This window comes from Schaalia sp. HMT-172 (genome assembly GCF_030644365.1).
In the GTDB taxonomy this organism is placed as follows: Bacteria; Actinomycetota; Actinomycetes; order Actinomycetales; family Actinomycetaceae; genus Pauljensenia.
In genome coordinates, this window is record NZ_CP130058.1 from 533,019 (window position 1) to 551,656 (window position 18,638).

14 protein-coding genes and 2 rRNA genes are annotated in these 18,638 nt (G+C 64.0%); 9 read left to right on the forward strand and 7 right to left on the reverse strand.

The features are described 5' to 3' along the window. The first annotated feature begins 87 nt into the window (after positions 1–87). From QU663_RS02180 to QU663_RS02190, 3 genes are all read left to right on the forward strand, one after another. Positions 88–3,211, forward strand: a 23S ribosomal RNA gene (locus QU663_RS02180). A gap of 123 nt (positions 3,212–3,334) precedes the next feature. Beyond that, positions 3,335–3,451, forward strand: a 5S ribosomal RNA gene (gene rrf, locus QU663_RS02185). 664 nt (positions 3,452–4,115) lie between these two features. After that, positions 4,116–4,640, forward strand: a complete 525-nt coding sequence (locus QU663_RS02190) for an NADPH-dependent FMN reductase (RefSeq protein ID WP_021611913.1) — start codon at positions 4,116–4,118, stop codon at positions 4,638–4,640. Positions 4,641–4,823: 183 nt separating this feature from the next. Here QU663_RS02190 and QU663_RS02195 read toward each other — a convergent pair whose 3' ends face one another. Then, entirely contained in the window at positions 4,824–6,629 is a 1,806-nt protein-coding gene (locus QU663_RS02195; protein WP_021611912.1) for a dolichyl-phosphate-mannose--protein mannosyltransferase, read from the reverse strand. 154 nt (positions 6,630–6,783) lie between these two features. Between QU663_RS02195 and QU663_RS02200 the strand changes: the two genes are divergently transcribed. The 6 genes from QU663_RS02200 to QU663_RS02225 all read left to right on the forward strand — a co-directional run bounded on the left by QU663_RS02200 (position 6,784) and on the right by QU663_RS02225 (position 13,810). Beyond that, complete coding sequence (locus tag QU663_RS02200; RefSeq protein ID WP_021611911.1) at positions 6,784–7,920, forward strand: metal ABC transporter substrate-binding protein; 1,137 nt, start codon at positions 6,784–6,786, stop codon at positions 7,918–7,920. Further along, positions 7,920–8,636 carry a metal ABC transporter ATP-binding protein gene (locus QU663_RS02205; RefSeq protein WP_021611910.1) on the forward strand — a complete coding sequence of 239 codons (717 nt, stop codon included), beginning with the start codon at positions 7,920–7,922 and terminating at the stop codon, positions 8,634–8,636. The genes QU663_RS02200 and QU663_RS02205 overlap by 1 nt, the downstream gene beginning before the upstream one ends. After that, positions 8,633–9,601: a metal ABC transporter permease gene (locus QU663_RS02210; RefSeq protein ID WP_296492235.1), complete on the forward strand. Its 969-nt coding sequence runs from the start codon at positions 8,633–8,635 to the stop codon at positions 9,599–9,601. Before QU663_RS02205 ends, QU663_RS02210 begins: the two co-directional genes overlap by 4 nt. Continuing rightward, on the forward strand, positions 9,598–10,461 hold the full coding sequence (locus QU663_RS02215; RefSeq protein ID WP_021611253.1) for a metal ABC transporter permease: 864 nt from the start codon (positions 9,598–9,600) through the stop codon (positions 10,459–10,461). The genes QU663_RS02210 and QU663_RS02215 overlap by 4 nt, the downstream gene beginning before the upstream one ends. 329 nt (positions 10,462–10,790) lie before the next feature. After that, on the forward strand, positions 10,791–11,426 hold the full coding sequence (locus QU663_RS02220) for a DNA-binding response regulator (RefSeq protein ID WP_021611252.1): 636 nt from the start codon (positions 10,791–10,793) through the stop codon (positions 11,424–11,426). Further along, entirely contained in the window at positions 11,426–13,810 is a 2,385-nt protein-coding gene (locus QU663_RS02225; protein ID WP_021611251.1) for a sensor histidine kinase, read from the forward strand. The genes QU663_RS02220 and QU663_RS02225 overlap by 1 nt, the downstream gene beginning before the upstream one ends. A gap of 75 nt (positions 13,811–13,885) precedes the next feature. Here QU663_RS02225 and QU663_RS02230 read toward each other — a convergent pair whose 3' ends face one another. The 6 genes from QU663_RS02230 to QU663_RS02255 form a co-directional block, all read right to left on the reverse strand. Further along, a complete protein-coding gene (locus QU663_RS02230) occupies positions 13,886–14,743 on the reverse strand; it encodes a hypothetical protein (protein WP_021611250.1) in 858 nt (285 codons plus the stop codon). Further along, entirely contained in the window at positions 14,728–15,255 is a 528-nt protein-coding gene (locus QU663_RS02235; protein ID WP_021611249.1) for a hypothetical protein, read from the reverse strand. Before QU663_RS02235 ends, QU663_RS02230 begins: the two co-directional genes overlap by 16 nt. Positions 15,256–15,410: 155 nt before the next feature. Then, positions 15,411–16,151, reverse strand: a complete 741-nt coding sequence (locus tag QU663_RS02240) for a hypothetical protein (protein WP_021611248.1) — start codon at positions 16,149–16,151, stop codon at positions 15,411–15,413. A gap of 27 nt (positions 16,152–16,178) precedes the next feature. After that, a complete protein-coding gene (locus QU663_RS02245) occupies positions 16,179–17,945 on the reverse strand; it encodes a hypothetical protein (RefSeq protein ID WP_021611247.1) in 1,767 nt (588 codons plus the stop codon). Continuing rightward, positions 17,945–18,232 carry a hypothetical protein gene (locus QU663_RS02250; protein WP_051267742.1) on the reverse strand — a complete coding sequence of 96 codons (288 nt, stop codon included), beginning with the start codon at positions 18,230–18,232 and terminating at the stop codon, positions 17,945–17,947. Before QU663_RS02250 ends, QU663_RS02245 begins: the two co-directional genes overlap by 1 nt. A 66-nt stretch (positions 18,233–18,298) precedes the next feature. Continuing rightward, complete coding sequence (locus QU663_RS02255) at positions 18,299–18,595, reverse strand: WXG100 family type VII secretion target (protein WP_009055458.1); 297 nt, start codon at positions 18,593–18,595, stop codon at positions 18,299–18,301. Positions 18,596–18,638: the final 43 nt, after the last annotated feature.

Sequence of the window (18,638 nt, forward strand, 5' to 3'; positions counted from 1 at the left end):
GTTGTTGGTGTGGGTTGTGTGTGGTGGGTTGTTTGTGATTTGTATAGTGGTTGCGAGCATATTTGTTCTGTACTGTTTTTTGTGTTTTGTTTAGTTTTGTTGGGCATTCGGTGGATGCCTTGGCATCAAGAGCTGATGAAGGACGTTGCGGCCTGCGATATGCCTCGGGGAGCTGGCGAGCGAGCGTTATTATCCGAGGGTGTCCGAATGGGGGAACCTAACCTGGGTTGTGCTGGGTTACCATCATCTGAACGTGTATAGGGTGGTGGGGGGAACGCGGGGAAGTGAAACATCTCAGTACCCGTAGGAGAAGATATTCCGTGAGTAGTGGCGAGCGAAAGCGGAGGAGGCTAAACCAGATGCGTGTGATAGGCGGCGGCCGTTGCGTGTTTGGTGTTGTGGGGCCATGTTGGATCCTTCTGCCGGGGGGTCGCACCGCGTGTTGTTGGGAGTTGAACAGTCTGGGATGGCTGACCGTAGAGCGTGATAGTCGTGTAGGTGGACCGGTGGTGTGTGGTGTGGATGTGGTGCCCGAGTAGTGCGGGACTCGTGAAATCTCGTGTGAATCTGCCAAGACCACTTGGTAAGCCTAAATACTACTTGATGACCGATAGTGCATAGTACCGTGAGGGAATGGTGAAAAGTACCCCGGGAGGGGAGTGAAATAGTACCTGAAACCGTGTGCCTGTAAGCCGTCAGAGCCTTGTGGGGTGATGGCGTGCCTTTTGAAGAATGAGCCTGCGAGTTAGTGATACGTGGCGTGCTTAACCCGTGTGGGGTATGCGTAGCGAAAGCGAGTCTGAAAGATGGCGTTTGTCGCGTGTTCTAGACCCGAAGCGGGGTGATCTACCCATGGTCAGGTTGAAGCAGAGGTAAGACTGTGTGGAGGACCGAACCCACCAGGGTTGAAAACCTGGGGGATGAACTGTGGGTAGGGGTGAAAGGCCAATCAAACTCCGTGATAGCTGGTTCTCCCCGAAATGCATTTAGGTGCAGCGTTGCGTGGTCCCTGGTGGAGGTAGAGCTACTGGATGGCCGATGGGCCCTGTGGGTTACTGACGTCAGCCAAACTCCGAATGCCATTAGGTGTAGCGTGGCAGTGAGACTGCGGGGGATAAGCTTCGTAGTCGAGAGGGAAACAGCCCAGATCATCAGCTAAGGCCCCTAAGCGTGCGCTAAGTGGGAAAGGATGTGGAGTCGCGGTGACAACCAGGAGGTTGGCTTAGAAGCAGCCATCCTTGAAAGAGTGCGTAATAGCTCACTGGTCAAGTGGTTCTGCGCCGACAATGTAGCGGGGCTCAAGCGTACCGCCGAAGCTGTGGCAGCAACACGCGTGCTGGCGCCAGGAACTGGATTGTTGGTGTGTTGTTGGGTAGGGGAGCGTCCTGCATGAGGTGAAGCCTGGAGGTGACTTCTGGTGGATTGTGTGGGAGTGAGAATGCAGGCATGAGTAACGAATCTGCGGTGAGAATCCGCAGCGCCGATTGACTAAGGGTTCCAGGGCTAGGTTTATCCGCCCTGGGTTAGTCGGGTCCTAAGGCGAGGCCGACAGGCGTAGTCGATGGACAACCAGTTGATATTCTGGTACCGCGTTGTGACCGTCCATGCTGAAGTCATTGTGCTAACCAATTTGCTCACACCACCACGTAACCTTCGGGTTTGTTGGTGTGTGTGGGTCTTGGGGTCCCGGTGATTGTAGGCAAGCGTGTTAACAGGGGTGACGCAGACAGGTAGCTGCAGTGCGCCGATGGTTGTGCGTATTTAAGGTTGTGGCCCGTCCCTCAGGTAAATCCGGGGGGCATGAAGGGTGAGAACTGATGAGGGTGACACGATAGTGTTGTCTTGTGGTGATCCTATGCTGCCGAGAAAAGCCTCGACGTGAGGGCATGACGCGCCCGTACCCTAAACCGACTCAGGTGGTCAGGTAGAGTATACCGAGGCGTTCGAGTGAATCGTGGTTAAGGAACTCGGCAAAATTCCTCCGTAACTTCGGGATAAGGAGGACCCCGTGACTTCCCCGCGCCAAGCGCGTGGGTGGGGTTGTGGGGTCGCAGAGAATAGGGAGAAGCGACTGTTTATCAAAAACACAGGTGCGTGCGAAGCCGTAAGGCGATGTATACGCACTGACGCCTGCCCGGTGCTGGAAGGTTAAGAGGAACTGTTAACACCCCCCGGGGTGTGAAGCGGTGAATTTAAGCCCCAGTAAACGGCGGTGGTAACTATAACCATCCTAAGGTAGCGAAATTCCTTGTCGGGTAAGTTCCGACCTGCACGAATGGCGTAACGACTTCTCCGCTGTCTCGACCGCGAACTCGGTGAAATTGCAGTACGAGTAAAGATGCTCGTTTCGCGCAGAAGGACGGAAAGACCCCGGGACCTTTACTATAGCTTGGTATTGGTGTTCGCTTGGACTTGTGTAGGATAGGTGGGAGACTGTGAAGGCGCCGCGCCAGCGGTGGTGGAGTCGTCGTTGAAATACCATTCTGGTTCAAGCGGTCACCTCAACCTTGGCCCGTGATCCGGGTTGGGGACAGTGCCTGGTGGGTAGTTTAACTGGGGCGGTTGCCTCCTAAAATGTAACGGAGGCGCTCAAAGGTTCCCTCAGCCTGGTTGGTAATCAGGTGGCGAGTGCAAGTGTACAAGGGAGCTTGACTGTGAGACCGACGGGTCGAGCAGGTGCGAAAGCAGGAACTAGTGATCCGGCCATGGCACGTGGGTGCGTGGTCGCTCAACGGATAAAAGGTACCCCGGGGATAACAGGCTGATCTTGCCCAAGAGTCCATATCGACGGCATGGTTTGGCACCTCGATGTCGGCTCGTCGCATCCTGGGGCTGGAGTTGGTCCCAAGGGTTGGGCTGTTCGCCCATTAAAGCGGTACGCGAGCTGGGTTCAGAACGTCGTGAGACAGTTCGGTCCCTATCCTCTGTGCGCGTAGGAAATTTGAGAAGGGCCGTCCCTAGTACGAGAGGACCGGGATGGACGAACCTCTGGTGTGCCAGTTGTACCGCCAGGTGCATGGCTGGTTGGCTACGTTCGGAAGGGATAACCGCTGAAAGCATCTAAGCGGGAAGCCTGCTTCAAGATGAGGTTTCCGCGCCCCCCCTGTGGGGTGAGAGGCCCCCGCTAGACTAGCGGGTTGATAGGCCAGAGGTGGAAGCACCGCGAGGTGCTCGTGAGCCGACTGGTACTAATGGGCCAACACTAAACAACACCCACACAACGTGCGGGTAACAAGAACAACGGACAACAACACTGCCGCAACCACTATACAAATCACGATCAACCCACCCCCCCAAACACACAGCCGGGGGGACAGTGTTGAACAAATAATCTTGTGGTGGTCATAGCACCGGGGAAACGCCCAGCAACATTCCGAACCTGGAAGCTAAGCCCGGCAGCGCCAATGGTACTGCAACCGACAGGTTGTGGGAGAGTAGGACACCGCCACAACACACTTTAGGCAAGCGGCCAGGAACCCAACGGTTCCTGGCCGCTTTGCTTTGCCGCACTGGAAAGCTGCTGTTGTCAATCGACTTGCATGCGAAACTGCTCCGAGCGAGCGCACCCGCGCGCATGTGGGCCCGCTCAATTGCAGGGTTATAGGACACTACGTGTTGCTGGAGGGCGGAGGTCTGCCCCGCTCGCCTTTCGCCCCGCGAGCTTTGGTCGGCGCATCGGCTCGAAGCTCGGCCAGGCCCTGCCACCACACCTGGGACTAACCCCAGCAACACGAAATGTCCTATAACCCAAATGTCCTATAACCCTCATCCTCTAGCACCTATACTCAGTAATTTCGCATGCAATTCCTCTGCGACTCCTTCAAACATTGAATTTGCATCGTTGGAATTGCAACGTTTTCCCGCGGGCTCGAAAAATTACCGTCTTAAATTATATGCGAAATTTGTCTGGGCCAGGCCTGCCATCGCCCGCCGTCGTCGCGACCGGGCCCTGCCACCACACCTGGGACTAACCCCAGCAACGCGAAATGTCCCATAACCCGCCCTTTCAACAATTTGTGGGACCTGTGTCCTATTTGATAGCGGCCGGGGTTGTCCTGCAATGATGCAGGCTGTAAAGTACTTGATGTTTCAACAAACTTGCGAAAGGAAAATCCATGGCTTCCGTTGCCGTCGTTCTCGGTTCTATCCGCCCCGGTCGTGCGGGCGAGCAGGTCGTCCGTTGGATCGAGGAGCAGTCGCTCCAGGTCGAGGGCGTCACCCCCATCTTCATCGATCTTCGCGACTACGACCTTCCTCTCTTCGCCGAAGAGATGCCCCCGTCGATGCAGGCCCCGACCCTGCCCGAGGCCGTGCGCCTGCGCGCGAACATCGAGGCCCTCGATGCCGTCGTCTTCGTGACCCCCGAGTACAACCACTCGATCTCCGGTGTCCTGAAGAACGCCATCGACTACCTGCCCCCGGCTACGCTGAAGGACAAGGCGACGGCTCTGGTCGGCTACTCCTACTACGGCGGCGTCACCCCGCGCGCACACCTGCGCGAGATTCTCTCCACCTTCGGCGCCGACGTTTGCGATCAGGAGATCGGCATCAACCTCGGTTCTGACTTCGTCGACGGTGCCTTCACGCCGTCGGAGGAGCTGAGCGCCCAGCTCCGCGAGCTTCTCGCCTCCCTGGCCTGAGAACGGACATCCCGCGAAGCTGAGAGCCATCTGTGGAGTTTCTCGGGCTTCGTTGGGACTGTGAGGATAGGCGGGTGGCCCGGCAGTAACTGCCGTGTCACCCGCCCTTTGTGGTGGTTGTGTCGCTTGGTGGTGATTGTGTCGCTTGCTTGGTGGCCGTGCTGCTTGCTTGGTGATGCGCCGCTAGATCCACGTGGGGAGCCACATGTGGGCTCGCCAGAAGTCGTAGTCGACGACGTCCGCGCGCCACAGGGGGAGGAACCACAGGGCGCACGCGAGGATCGTGAGGGTCAGGCCGACCGCCATGACGCGCCCCGTGATCTCGGTTCTGCGCGGCATGGGGACGACGGTCGGTTGGCCGTCCGGGGCGACGGCGCCGGCGAGTAGGCCGATCATCCACGCGACGGCGAGGGCCACGAAGGGCGCGAAGGCCACCGTGTAGAAGGTGAAGATCGTCCGGTGCGCGTAGCCCAGCCATGGCACGTAGAGGGCGAGGTAGCCCGTCAGGATGACGCCCGCGCGCCAGTTGCGGTAGTAGAACGTCCCCCACACGACGAGCATGAGTGCGCCGATGCCGATCCACCACAGGATCGGGTTGCCCAGGGCGACGACGTTTGTCGCGCAGTTGCCGGAGGGGCATCCGGTGACGGCCTCCCCGTTGGCCCAGTGGAAGGAGGTCGGTCGGATCTGTGCGAGCCACGTGTAGGGGTTCGACTGGTAGGTGTGCGGCGTCTCGAGGCCGTTGTGGAACTTCCACATCTCTCGGTGGTAGAGCCACAGGTCGACCAGAGCACCCCCGAAGCCGGAGATGCCGGAGCGGCCGTGCCCGTATGCGCGTGGGTGTATGAACCATCCGAACCAGGAGGCGATGTACGTCAGGATCGCGGGGGGCACCATGAGGATGAAGGCCCACCACACGTCGGCCAGGAGGGCGCCGCGAACGGGGGAGGGGTGTCCCGCCGCCCAGCGGGCGGTGATCTCGCGGATGACGACGAACAGGCCGAGGAGGGCGAGGACGTAGATGCCGGACCATTTCACCGAGCCCGCGAGGCCGCACAGGACGCCGGCTGCGAGCAGCCAGGGGCGGTTGCCCGCGTTGGGTCCGACGGCGAAGCCGCGGCGGTCGCGCAGGAGGAGGAAGGTGCCCAGGTCTCGCCATCCCGAGCGCGGCGCGGTGACTCGGTCCCATTCGCGCAGTGTGCGCATCAGGCGCGGACGGGCGGACTGCTGGTCCTTGACGACGCAGAGGAAGGCGGCGAGCGCGAACATCGTGAGGAAGCCGTCGAGGATGGACGTGCGGCTCATGACGATGGCTTGGCCGTCGGTGGCCAGGAAGAGCCCCGCGATGAGCGTGAGCGCAGGGTTGCGGAAGAGGTTGTACGCGAGGCGGCACAGGAGTAGCACGGTGATGACGCCGCAGATCGCGGTGGTGATGCGCCAGCCGACGGGGTCGGCCTGTCCGAAGATCTTCATGCCCAGGGCGATGATCCACTTCCCGGTGGGCGGGTGGACGGCGTAGGAGGCCGTCGCTGAAAGCCTCGACGTGTCGCCGGCGGCGAAGGTGGGGTCGTAGTTCTGCGGCCACGTCCCCTCGTAGCCGAGGGTGAGGAGGGACCACGCGTCCTTGACGTAGTACGTCTCGTCGAAGATGAGCGTGCGGACGTTGTCCAGGCCGGTCAGGCGGATGACGGCGGCGATCAGAGTGGCGATCGCTGTTGCGACCCAGCCGGCGGCGGGGGTACTCAGGAGGGTGTCCCATTGGCGGGGTTTACTCGGGGACGAGGCCGGGGTGGCCGAGGCGGGTTCCGTGGCCGCGGGTGGCGGGTCCTGGGCATCTCGTGACGGGGGCGTTGTCGCGTCGCAGTCGGCGGGCGCCGAAGCGCTGGCGGGCGCCGAGGTGTCGACGTGTTCCTCGGAGGAGACCGTGTCGTCGTGCGTCTGCGTCTGGGCGCCTCGAGGGGTGTTGTGGTTCGTGTTCGTCGTGTCCATCACCTAGTGAGTGTAGCGGGCGGCGTCGCGTGGGCAAATAGCGGCTGCACATCTGGCGAGGTGCGATGGGAAGATGTGCGCGCCGATGGAGTTGAGAAGCGTTCTCGAATGACCCTATAATTTTCGGGTACCCGAAAAGTTTGTAGGAGCGAAGATGAACCCACCAACACGCCTCGCAAGCCTCGCCGTCCTCGGCCTCGCCCTCGCGCCGCTGGCGGCGTGCGCCCCCGCCTCCTCGGCCCACGGCCTGACGATCGTCGCCACGACCACGCAGATCTGCGACTACGTCACGCAGATCGCGGCGGCCTCCAGCGACATCTCCCTCGACAAGACCGACGCCTCCGGCACACAGACCCACGTCGGGGCCGCCCCCGAGGGCGCCGCGCTCACCATGAGCCTGACGTGCCTCCTCGCCCCCAACGCCTCGGCCCACGAGCATGAGATGACCCCCTCCCAGACCGCCGCCCTGGCCGACGCCGACGTCATGGCCGTCTCCGGCGTCGACCTCGAGCACTTCCTCGACGACGCGGTCGCCTCCTCCGGATTCCACGGGCGCATGGTCGTCACCTCCGGCGTCCTGACGGCATCGGACGTCGACAACCCCGGCGCGCCCGACCCGCAGACCCCCTACATGATCGACCGAGGAGACCAACGAATCGAGGTGGCGCCCTGGCCCTTCCCGCCCGAGACCGCCGGCGAGGAACCCGAGTTCCGTTTCGACCCGCACGTGTGGACCTCGCCGGCGCGCGCCCGCATCCAGGTCGCCAACCTGGGGGCCGGACTGGCCGCCGCTGCGCCCGATGCCGCCTCCTCGATCAACGAGGCCACGGCCTCGTACCTGGAGGACCTCGACGCCCTCGACGCCTGGGCGAGGGAGGCGATCACCACCGTCCCCGAGGCCCAGCGCGTCCTGTTCACCTCCCACGACGCGTTCGGCTACTTCTCGGCCGACTACGGGATCCGCTTCATCGGCGCCGCCCTGTCCGACTTCAACGACCAGCAGGACGCGACCGCGGACCACATCGCCTCGGCCGTGCAGGCCGTGAAGGACTCCGGAGCGGTCGCCATCTTCGCCGAAAACTCCAACAACTCCAAGTCCATCGAGGCGATCGCGCGAGGCGCGGGCGTCACCCCCATCGTCGGGGACGACGCCCTCTACGGCGACTCGCTCGGCCCGGACGGCTCAGAGGGGGCGACCTACGTCGGTTCGATTATCCACAACACGCGCGCGGTGACCCAGGCCTGGGGCGGCACCGTCCCGGCCCTGCCCGAGCGACTGGCGGCCCGCTGATGGCGACTCTCGTGTCCTTCCGGGACGCGACGCTGGGGTACGGGGGCACCCCGGCGCTGTCCGGCCTGACTCTCGACGTCGTCGGGGGAGGGGCCCTCGCCCTCGTCGGCCCCAACGGCGGCGGAAAGACCACGCTCATGCGTGCCGTCGTCGGCGGCTGCCAGGTCCTGTCGGGGCGCGTGTCCGTCACCGCGTCGCGCATCGGCCTGGTCCCGCAGAGCGCCGACCTCGACCTCACCTTCCCCGTCAGCGCCGCCGAGGTGGTCACCATGGGCCTGATCGGCGAGGCCGGCTGGGGCAAGCGCATCACCGCGGACATGCGGCGCCGGGTGAGCGCCGCCCTCGAGCGCGTCAACCTCGCCGACCGGGCGAGCCGTCGCTTCGGCACGCTCAGCGGCGGCCAGCGCCAGCGCGTCCTCGTCGCGCGCGCACTCGTCGCCCGCCCCGAGCTGGTCATGATGGACGAACCCTTCAACGGCCTGGACGCCCCCAGCCGCGACATCATCACGCGCCTCATCGCCTCTCTCACCGAGGACGGGGTGGGCGTCGTCGTCTCCACACACGACCTCTCCCTCGCGCGCGACGTGTGCTCGCGCGCGTGCGTGCTCGCCTCGCGCCTCGTCGCCCTCGGGCCCACGAACGAAGCCCTGGCCCCCGAAATCCTCGCGCGCGCCTACGGGTCGAGCGCGGATGAAGCGATCGCGTCCCTGTCATGATCGCCCCCTACCTGCTGCGCCCGATCATCGTCCTGGGCCTGCTCGCGCTCGCGTCGGGCCCGGCCTCGACGCTCGTTAACCTGCGCCGGGCCGAGTTCAGCGCGGAAACCATGGTGCACGGCGTCTTCCCCGGCATCGTCGTGGGCATGGCCGTCGGCGGGCGGGGTGCCATCATTCCCGGCGGTGCCGTGTGCGCGGCCCTCATTGCGGCCGCCCTGACGGCCGCGTCGCGGCGCCCGCGCTCCAGTGAGGCGACGACCGCGGTCCTGCTCACCGCCTTCTTTTCCCTCGGCATCGTCATCTCGCTGCGCATCGGCGACATGTCCGGACAGCTCGAATCCCTCATGTTCGGCCGACTCCTGGACATCACGCCCTCCCGAATGTGGACGAGCGGAGCGGTTCTCGTGGCGGCCTTCCTGCTCCTGCTGGCGACCTGGCGCGCCCAGGTCGCCGTCGCCTTCGACCGAGAGTCCGCCGCCGTGTCGGGGATTCCCCTCACCTGGATCGACGTCGCCTTCAACGCGGCCCTCGGCGCAATCGTCGTCGCCGCCTCGACGGCCGTGGGCGTGCTCCTCGTCGTCGGCTACCTCGTCGTGCCCGGGGCCTGCGGGCGCCTCCTCGCCGCCGGGACGCGCTCGATGGCGGTGTGGGCGGGTGCCTGCGCGCTCGCGGGCGGCTGGCTCGGATTCGGGGCCGCCTTGGCGCGCACCTCCCGTCCCCTGTCCCCGCAGGCGTGCGTCGCCCTCGGCGTGCTCGCGTGCTTCGCGCTCGCGTGCGCGGCGCGGGCCCTGCGCGAGCGGAGCGCGGGGCACGACGAGGCCTCGGGCGGCCCTCGGGGCGCCGTGGACCCGCGTGAAACAGGGCGTGAAACAGGTGCTGTCGTGGGACCAGATCTGAACTCCGCGCGTGAAACAGCGCGTGAAACGCGGGCGTCGGAGCTGCTGACGGCGGGGGAGGCATCGTGATCCTCAGCCTCCTCATGATTCCCGCCCTCCACGTCGCGCTCATCGGCGGGCTGTGCGGGCTCGTCGGCGCCTTCGCCTACCTGGACCGGCGCATCTTTTTCGCCGAATCCGTCACCCACGGGACCTTCCCCGGCGCGGTCCTCGGCGTCGTCGTCGCCTCCGGCCTCGGCCTCGGACACTCGGGCATGTCTGCGGCGCTCTACGTCGGTGCCTTCCTGGGGACTCTCCCTCTGGTCGCCCTCATGCGTCGCCTCGCCTCCATCCCCGGGATCTCCAGCCAGGGGGCCGCGGGCATCGTCCTCACCGCCGGCTTTGCCGCCGGCTACTTCCTGGCGACCTGGTTCAAACCCCTTCCCCTCGCGGTCAGCTCGTTCCTCACCGGATCCGTCATGACCGTCTCGCCCGCGGACGTCGCGTGGGCGGGCGCCGTCCTGCTCCTCGCCGTCGGTGTCGTCGCCGCGGGGCACCGACAGCTCCTGGCCCATTGCTTCGACCCCGCCGACCCCGCGGCGGCGCGCGGCGCCTCGCGCGACGAACGCATCATCCTTGGCCTCATCCTCGCCGCCGTCACCGTCGCGATCCCAGCCGTCGGCACGATTCTGTCGATCGCCCTCATCGCCGCCCCCGCCGCCGCGCTCGCGCCCCTCGTGCGAAGCTCGCGCGCCTTCCTCATCGGATGCCCGCTGCTCGGCGCGGCCCTAGGAATCGCCGGCCTTGCGATCGCGGTCCCCGCACGCCTGAGCGCCGGCGGCACCATCGCGCTGGTGAGCGCGGGCGCAGTCCTCGCCTCGCGCGTGCCCGGCTGGATCCGCTCGCGAGGCCTCGGCACCGCACGCGGGGCAGGGGCGGGGAACCGCTGAAGAAACCCGGGCCTTGGGCCGCCACGAAACGGACACCCGACGGCGCTGTCCGCGCGAAGGCAGCCCGGGCCTCGTCCCTGAGCGCGGAGTATGACAACAGTCAGTCATCGCCCCTCCAAAAACCCGAACAATCACTATTCTCGCGCGCACAGTGCGTGTCGATGTGTCCTCCACTCACCATGCCGCTCACAAGAAGATCCGCGCGGTTATCGCGACTTGAAAAGCCACCTGACCAGCGGTGTTGGAAAAAGCCTTCCTGGGCAATTAGACTGAGAAAAAATACGTCTAAGCCCGGTCAATGAGACCCAGAAGCGCGGGGAGGTACGAAGATGAAAAACAGTGCACAGATCGTCGTCATTGACGACCACCGCGTCGTCGGCCTCGGCGTGACAGCCGCGTTCGAGAACCGGGGCGTCGACGCCTCAATCAGCTGGGCCCCGACCGCTCGCGAAGCGCGGTGGAAGCGCGGGCAGGTCGCCGTCCTCGACCTGCGCCTCGCCGACGGCTCCGCCCCCGACACGAACATCGCCTACATCAACGGATACGGGGTCCCCGTCGTCGTCTACACCTCCGGCGACGACCCGTACCTGGTGCGCCGAGCGATCGCCGGGGGAGCACTGTCCATCATCCGCAAGTCCGCTCCCCCCGAAGACCTCGTCGAAGCCGTCCTCGCCGCCGCAGACGGCGCCACCTTCCCCACCCCCGACTGGGCCGCCGCGCTCGACGCCGACGAAGATTTCCTCGCCGATCACCTGTCTGACCTCGAGGCGCGAATCCTCACCCACTATGCCTCCGGCGAGAGTTCTGCTTGCGTCGCGCGCACCCTGAACGTCTCCAAAAACACCGTCAACACCTACATCGCCCGAATCCGCGACAAATACAGGGAAGCGGGACGCCACGCCGAATCCCGCGTCGACCTTTTCCGACGCGCAGCTGAAGACGGCCTCGTCAGTTACTTCGAGTGATGCACCCGCGCACGCTCGGCCCCTACGCGCTGCAGATGCAGCGCCTGATAGTCCTCATCGCGGTTCTGGCGGCTGTATCCATATCGATCGTCAGCGGTCCCCAGCTGATCCCGACGTGGAGCTCACCGACTGACGTCGCCCAATGGCTGGTCTATTCGCCGAACCTGATCGTGCCGACGTGCGCTGGGATGTGCGCGCTCGCGGCGACCATCACGACGGTGAGGAGACGCCGGCACACGCCGACCCCCGCCGATGCCGGGTGGTTCGTGCTGATACGCCTCTACCTGGTGTGTTACCTGGCCCTCATGATCGCGTGCGTGGCGATGCCCGCAGTCCAGCTCGCTTCGCCGATCCCGCCGGTCTACTACCAGGCGGTCGTCTCCGACACCAGCCCCATCCTGGCTCTGAACCTGCCGGCCGCGATCTGTTGCATCGCCGTCCTGCGTGGCCGTCACACGGCCGTCTACCTCAGTGGCATCGCGCTCCTGCAGGTCATGGCCCTCATACCGGCCAACCCCACCGACACGGTGTTCGAGACGGCGGTCGGCCCCCTCTACTTCCTACTTGTCGCTGTGACTCACGCGGGAATGCTTGAGTGGACGTTGACGACCGTTCGAGGCCTCGACCAGTCGCGTCGCAGCGCCCGTGACGCCGAGCGGGCCCTGTCCGTCGAGCGTGCCCGGGGCCGCGCGCGGGCACGCAGCAATGGACTCATCCACGACTACGTGCTCTCCGCGCTGATTCTCGCGTTCAAACCGGGGATCGCCCGCTCCGATGCGCGCGCGGGTGCCGATGCCGCTCTGCGCGCGCTGGTTCCCGATCCTCCTTCCAGCGCCACCATGGATGCCGAGCAGCTGTGCGGTGTGTTCGACGCGCTCGTCGCACCCGGGCAGCCGCATTGGAGCGTGACGTTGGACCTTCCCTCTGACCAGTGGCGGATTCCTTGCGACGTGGGACGGGCTCTGAGCGCGGCGACCCACGAAGCGCTCAACAACGTCCGCGTGCACGCCGGTTCCGATGCCTCGAATCCGAGCAAGCCCGCCCAGTGCCGTGTTGAGGTCGTCGGACGCCGGGACTGTGTGCGCGTCACGATTACCGATACGGGGTGTGGTTTCGACGTGTCGCGTGGTACCGAGGGACGCCACGGAGTGTCGCAGTCCATCGTCGAGCGGATGCGCGCGATCGGGGGGTCGGCCACCCTGGCCTCCCGTCCCGGCGATGGGACGCGGGTGACGCTCGAGTGGAGCGCCCCGCGCCGCCACGTGACGAGCCGTCAGGTGGTCCGCTCGGCTATCGCCTGGAGGCCGCGCGTGGGGCAGGGCGATAAGGACCCGTCGCGCACGCAGTGGGACACGAAGGTCCGTGGCGCGGCGGAATCGCACGGTGCTCGCCTGCTCGTTCTCGCCGGCGTTGTCTTTCACACGTACATGGTGGCGATCGAATTCAGTCACGGAGCCTACACGCACACGGTTCCCGTCGTCCTGGCGCTGGCCCTCATGGCGGTATCGGGTGGCGCGCTCGTGGCGCCGTGGCCGGGCCGCGTGGTGCCGACGCCGGTGGCGTGGGGGAGCGCCGCGACGGTTGGCGTCACGAACTTGGCGGTGCTCGTCATGATCAGGAACATGTCGGGATGGCCGGGTTGGTCGTCGTGGAGTGCGGGCGCCTCGATGCTCCTGCTTGCTCTCCTGCTCATCCGCCAGTGCACGCTCGAGGCGGTCGTCGGATTCGCCGGGCTCGAAGCTGCCATCGTCGCGTGGGTCGTGATCCAAGGGCGGCCACCCTTCCTGATCGTTTCCTTCTCGATCGGTCACGTCCTCACGTTCATCTTCTGGTTTGCCCTCGTGCGTTGGTCGGGTATCGCGACATCCGCGATCAAGCGGTCCCTGAAAGCCGAAAGCCGGGCGCGCTTGGACAAAGAGCTGCATGTCAGCGCGAATAGGGCCATGGCGGTCAAGCTCGCCGACGTGTCCGTGCGCGTGCGAGGAACGCTGGAGGCGATCAGGGATCAGGAGCTGACGCCGGAGCTCTCCATGAAGGCGCTCCTGTTGGAGGCTGAACTGCGCGATGAGATCCGCGCGCCTTACTTCACGGGGACCGAGGTCGTGGCGGCTGCGAGGCGCGCGCGGAGCCGTGGCGTCGAGGTTGTGCTGTTCGACGACCGCGGTGATGCTTCCCGCGGTGGGAGTACGGAATACGAGGAGCGTTTGCGCACGCGCATCGTCGAGCGTGCCGTCGCTGCCCTCGACGAGGCCGGGGCTGGGCGTGTGGTTGTGCGCGCCTGTCCTGCGGGCAGGCCGTGGGCGGCGACGATCCTCACCGATGCGGGGCTGGCTGTCGTGGAGGCCAAGGAGGGCGCCGTCGAGGTGGGCCAGGCGGGCGACTAGCGTCCGGTGCCTGGGGCGCTGTGGGGGCCGCCCATCTGGGCGGCCCCCACAGTCGTCGGGCCTCGCGCGTTGGCCCTACTCGTTGGTGATATGGCGATCGAGCCAGGCCCGAAGATCCGGGTACAGGGACGGGTTCTTCGACAGGGGCACCCACAGGTCCGGCCTCATGCGGGCGATCTCCGCCTGAACGTCCCACGGGGTTGCTGGGTCGATGGCGTCGGTAATCGTGAACCTGCTGGCGGGGGAGGGCGTCGCTCGCGTCATGTCCGGGTCGTTATCCGGCGCGGCGGCCCCGTCGGCTCCTGACGGGGGGTGCGACTCCTGTGAAGGAGGCTGCGGGGCCGGGGGTTCCGTTGCCTGTTGCGGGTCGGGTGCAGCATCGGGCTCGGGGGCGACGAGTGGGCCGATTGAGATCGGCTGGTTCACCGGTGCGGCGTCAGTGGACGGTGGCAGCGGGCCGATCGAGACAGGGCGGTTGGCCTCTTCTGCGGCGCCCTGCTGCGGCGCGGGCGGTTGCGTCCCAGCCGGCGCGGAAGGGGGCATGGACGCCTGGGGTGCCCCGGCCTCGTTCATGCGAGCCTGCGTCCCGCCCATCGGTGGGTTCTGCGCCATCATGGGCGCGGTCGGCATCCCCGGCGGCTGTTGCGTGGCGGCGAAGGCCTGCTCGACCCACGCCCGGTATGCCTGCGCCTCCTGTTCGTTGGTGGCCGGCACGGTCCTCCACGGCTCGGGGTCGACGGCGGCGAGCGGATCGGGCAGCAAAGCGGGACCGAAGTACGGGTACAGGTACGCTAGGCCGGCTCCCACGAGTATGAGGAGCAGGGGGAGTATTTTCGTCGCGTCGTTGTCTGTGGTGAAGAACCAGAGGGCGCCGATGGCAATCAGGCCGGCGCCGGCGAGAATCGGAATGTTGTGTTTTACTGACGCTTCCATTGTGTCTTACTTTCTTCGCTCGTTATGACGCAGTAGGGATCGCGCAACCGTAGCGCTCTGATGACTCGTCGCTCCAAATTGGCCAGGCTCTTTGCTTCGGGTACCAGACCGTTGAGTTGTCTCGCTTGGGGGACGCTCCACGACAGTGACCCGTCGTCTTCGAGAGACAGCATGGCGATCCAGTTGGGGGAGCCGTACTTCCATTTCAGGGTGAAGAAGATCGTGCTCTGGTCGTCGCTTCGCACCTTGAATATGGTGGCCCCCAACCAGTTGAGCGACTCTGTGCCTTCCGGAACGTCGATCGCCGCCCACGCGGCGTCGAGGAGTTCTGTCGCCGACGCCGACCGTGGCGTCACGCGGTGTGAGCGCGCCACGGCGCCTTCGCCCTCACGGTGGCTTTTCCGGAAGATGAGCTGACGGGCCTTCGCCTCGGCTTCCTGTCGCAGCCGGAGCCACCCGTAATAGAGGAAGCCGAGCGCGACGAGAATGAGGAGTGCTATCGCAAGTTCCATGAATTGTTCTCCTATGAATCAAACAATGGTACGAAAGAGTGGTGAGGAGTCAACAAAGACCGGACTCTGTTTCCTCACAACGTGCGGGGCTGCGCGTCGCTCTTGTCCGCGCCCGCCGACGACTAGCGTCACAGCGGTCCCCGGCCTCGCGGCTCTCAACTGGAGGGTTCCTCCACGGTCGCGTTCTCGGACTCGGTCACGGTCTCTGCGTCGTCCTGGTCGGTCGAATCCGTGACGAAACGAGACGCCGCGATGAACAGGTCGAAGAGTTCGAGCATGAGGTGCTTGATCATGGCCATCTGCGTCACGAAAGAGACGATTACGATCTGCTTCGTGTCGGGCACGTGCGCCCAATAATCGACGCGCATCCGCTCGAATTGAAGCTTCTCCGCCTCGGCGCGCAAGGCCGCCTCCTCCGGCGTCTCGTCCTCGGGGGCCTCGACGTGGAACGAATCATCCTTCTCGATGAGCACGCGGCGCAGTGCCCGGAAGTTCGCGCCCTCAACTTCCACGAACTCGTCGTCGGCGTCCTCGAAGCCCATTCGGAGGATGCCAAACACCTCCTCGCTCTCGGTGCCAATCGCGGGGCTCATGCGCAGCCCCGGCGGCTGATAGACCGTGATGTTCACAGGGAAAGGTGCATCCTTTTCCAGCTCCTTGCCGAAATACATAGCGACGGCGCCGCCTTCCATGGCCTCGGCGCACGCATCGACCACCTGATCGTGCATCTGGCGACGCAGCACGGCCGCGTCGTCCGCCGGGCCGACAATGCCCTGGACCATGCGCTCGACGTCCTGTTCCGAGGCCCCCTCATCCGTGATCGCCACGGGGTACCAGGTGCCCGGAAGCGTGAAGATCAGGCGAGGTTCATCGCGGGTGTTGTTATCGCTTGTCATCGTTGATTCTGCTTTCTCGCATGGAGGTCAGATGCCGGTTGGGACGGTGCGTGGGTTCACGAGCGGAGGGCCACCGAGGTAGATGGGCACTTCCTGATCCTGGTTTTGAGCCTTCTGAGCACCATACAAGTGCCCATATCTTTCGTCATACCTCTCTTTCATGATGTCGAGTCCGTGTCCCATGGAAGAAAATGGGTGTCTTAACCAGTCAATGGGTTTACCCTGTACCTCTCTCTGTTTTCCATAAGCAGACGGAAGGGGGAGACTCCTTTGTGTGTTCGTGAGAATATCGGTGGTGAAGTGATAGTTTTCAACGCGCGCTCGAGCATCGACCTCAGATGTGAAATATCCGTTTTGTTTTGCTACTTTCATGGCTTCGTTTATGCTTGAGTGGCTTAATCCTGCTGCGTCGAAAGTCGTTGCCTTCGTCCCCGTTGCGATCGAACCCGCTGCTGCCAGTTCGCCGCCCAAGGAGTGCCCTGTAAGGGAGAAGTTCCCGTCGGCAATTCCCTGGCTCATCAGACGTTCCTTGACACTTGTCGCTGCGGTGATAGCTTGACGAACTTGTGGTGAGATACCTGCTGCTCCTTCAATGTCATTTGCTACGTCGCCTGTTAGATCGCCGAAATTGGTTCCCTCGTAGGACAGGACGTAGCGCCCGTTGTCGTCACGGAAGAGCGTCGCGTGGAAGCCGGTTCTCTTGTCTTCGAGGATCGCCGGATCGATGCCCAGCTTCCGCAGCTCCGCGGGTCCCACCTCGTGCCAGCCGGGAGGCTCCTTCCAGTCTCCGCGGGGGTGGGGCCTGCCTGCGAGGTCCATCTTGTCCCGGATGAGGCCCTCCTTGCCCGGGCGCGTGTTGATGGTGTCCGTCGTCTCGCCGTTATCGCCATATCGGACTTTCGATTGGCCGTGTTTGCGTTCTTCTTCGTCAAGTTGCTTGTTGTACTGATCCAGCGCCTCTCGTTGTCGTGAAGCTGAAATGAGCTTTACGCATATGTGGAACACGGCAGCAGCAGCGGCGATCTTGAGAAATAGGATGAATAGAGGCCAGAAAAAAATGATCGCGAGGACTGCGCTTAGGAGTACTGCGGTAACTGCGAGAACTAGGGTGACAAAATTGACAACTGCCTGAATGATTGTCTTGAGTTTCTCTATCAGTTTCTTGAGGGCATTGTTTACCCAGTTGCTAATGTCCGCAAGGGCCTTGCCGACGTTTTTGATGAACTGAGAAATCTTGTCGATCAGGTTGTCATTGGTGCTGGATATCGCCGTGTCGATCTTGGAGATGGTTGCGTTTGCAACAGCATCCACGATCATTTGTTCTTTTTTGATATCCGACGCAGCCCCGGTCATAGCACCGGCAGCACGCTTTTCGTTGGCGCACGCCTGTTTATAGGCGTTTTGCGCGTTTGTGACGTTGGTAGAGGGGGCGTGCGAATCTTTCAGTGCCTCAAGCTGACGCTTGGTCTTTTTCACGGATTCCTGGGCGGCGCTGTGCTGTCGCTTGGCGGTCTCTCCTCGGGCCGCCGCTGCGTCGGCTCGCTTGTGGCAGTCGGCGAGCACCGTCTGGTACTCGCGCAGCGCCAGGCCCGTATTCAGGTAGCGACCGTGCGCTGCCTCCAAGTTTTTCTTGGCGTTCTTCACCTGCCCGTACGTTGCTGCGACAGCGAGCGAATTTGAGGTCGTCACAAACTTGCTGAGGCCATCGATCGCGGACTGGATGCTGTTCGCGGAGGTGATCAGCCCCTCGACCTTCGTTTTCAGGGCGGTGGGTTCTCCCGGCAGAGTACTCATTACTTCTTTCTCCTCAGCGCGTTCTCGAGGTCTCTGTCCAGATCCTCGAAGGTTTCGGCGATGGCGTCGAAGGTCTTCGCCAGTGCCTCCAGGTGCTCGCGGAAACGCCCCCGGGTGGTGTCCCAGTTATTGCCGAACTCCCTGACCTTTCCCGCGAGTTTGTCGTGGCCGACAACAGAGGCAACGTCCAAGGCGTCGATCCTCGCATCGTCCAACAGCGATGCCGTCGCGCGCAGGGACTTCGACCGGTTACGCAACTCGGTCGTGTCGAGTGACAGGTTCACCATGGCGTTTCCTTTCTGCATCATCTCCTGGGGCGCGGGCGCTCGCCCGCGCCCCAGGAGATGATGACCTTACTTGCCGATGGACTGCGCCAGCTGTTCGTCGGTCTGCTGAAGTGCCTGAGCGGCCTTGTTCAGGTAGTCGGCCATGCCGTCGATTCCCTGGATCGTGCGGGTCGCGCCCTGGGTGAACTCCTGGTAGGCGGTGTCGAAGGCGCCCGAGGCGCGCGACGTCGTAAAGCCGTTCTGAACCAGCTGCTGGACCAGCGAGCGCAGCTCGTTGAGCTTGGTCTGCAGATCGTTCTGACCGTTGCGCAGACGAGTCGCCGCGGACTGCATCTGGTCGTAGGTGACATTCAGGTTTGCCATTGTGTTCCTCCGTTGAGAATGGGATACCCGGGGTGGGTATCGA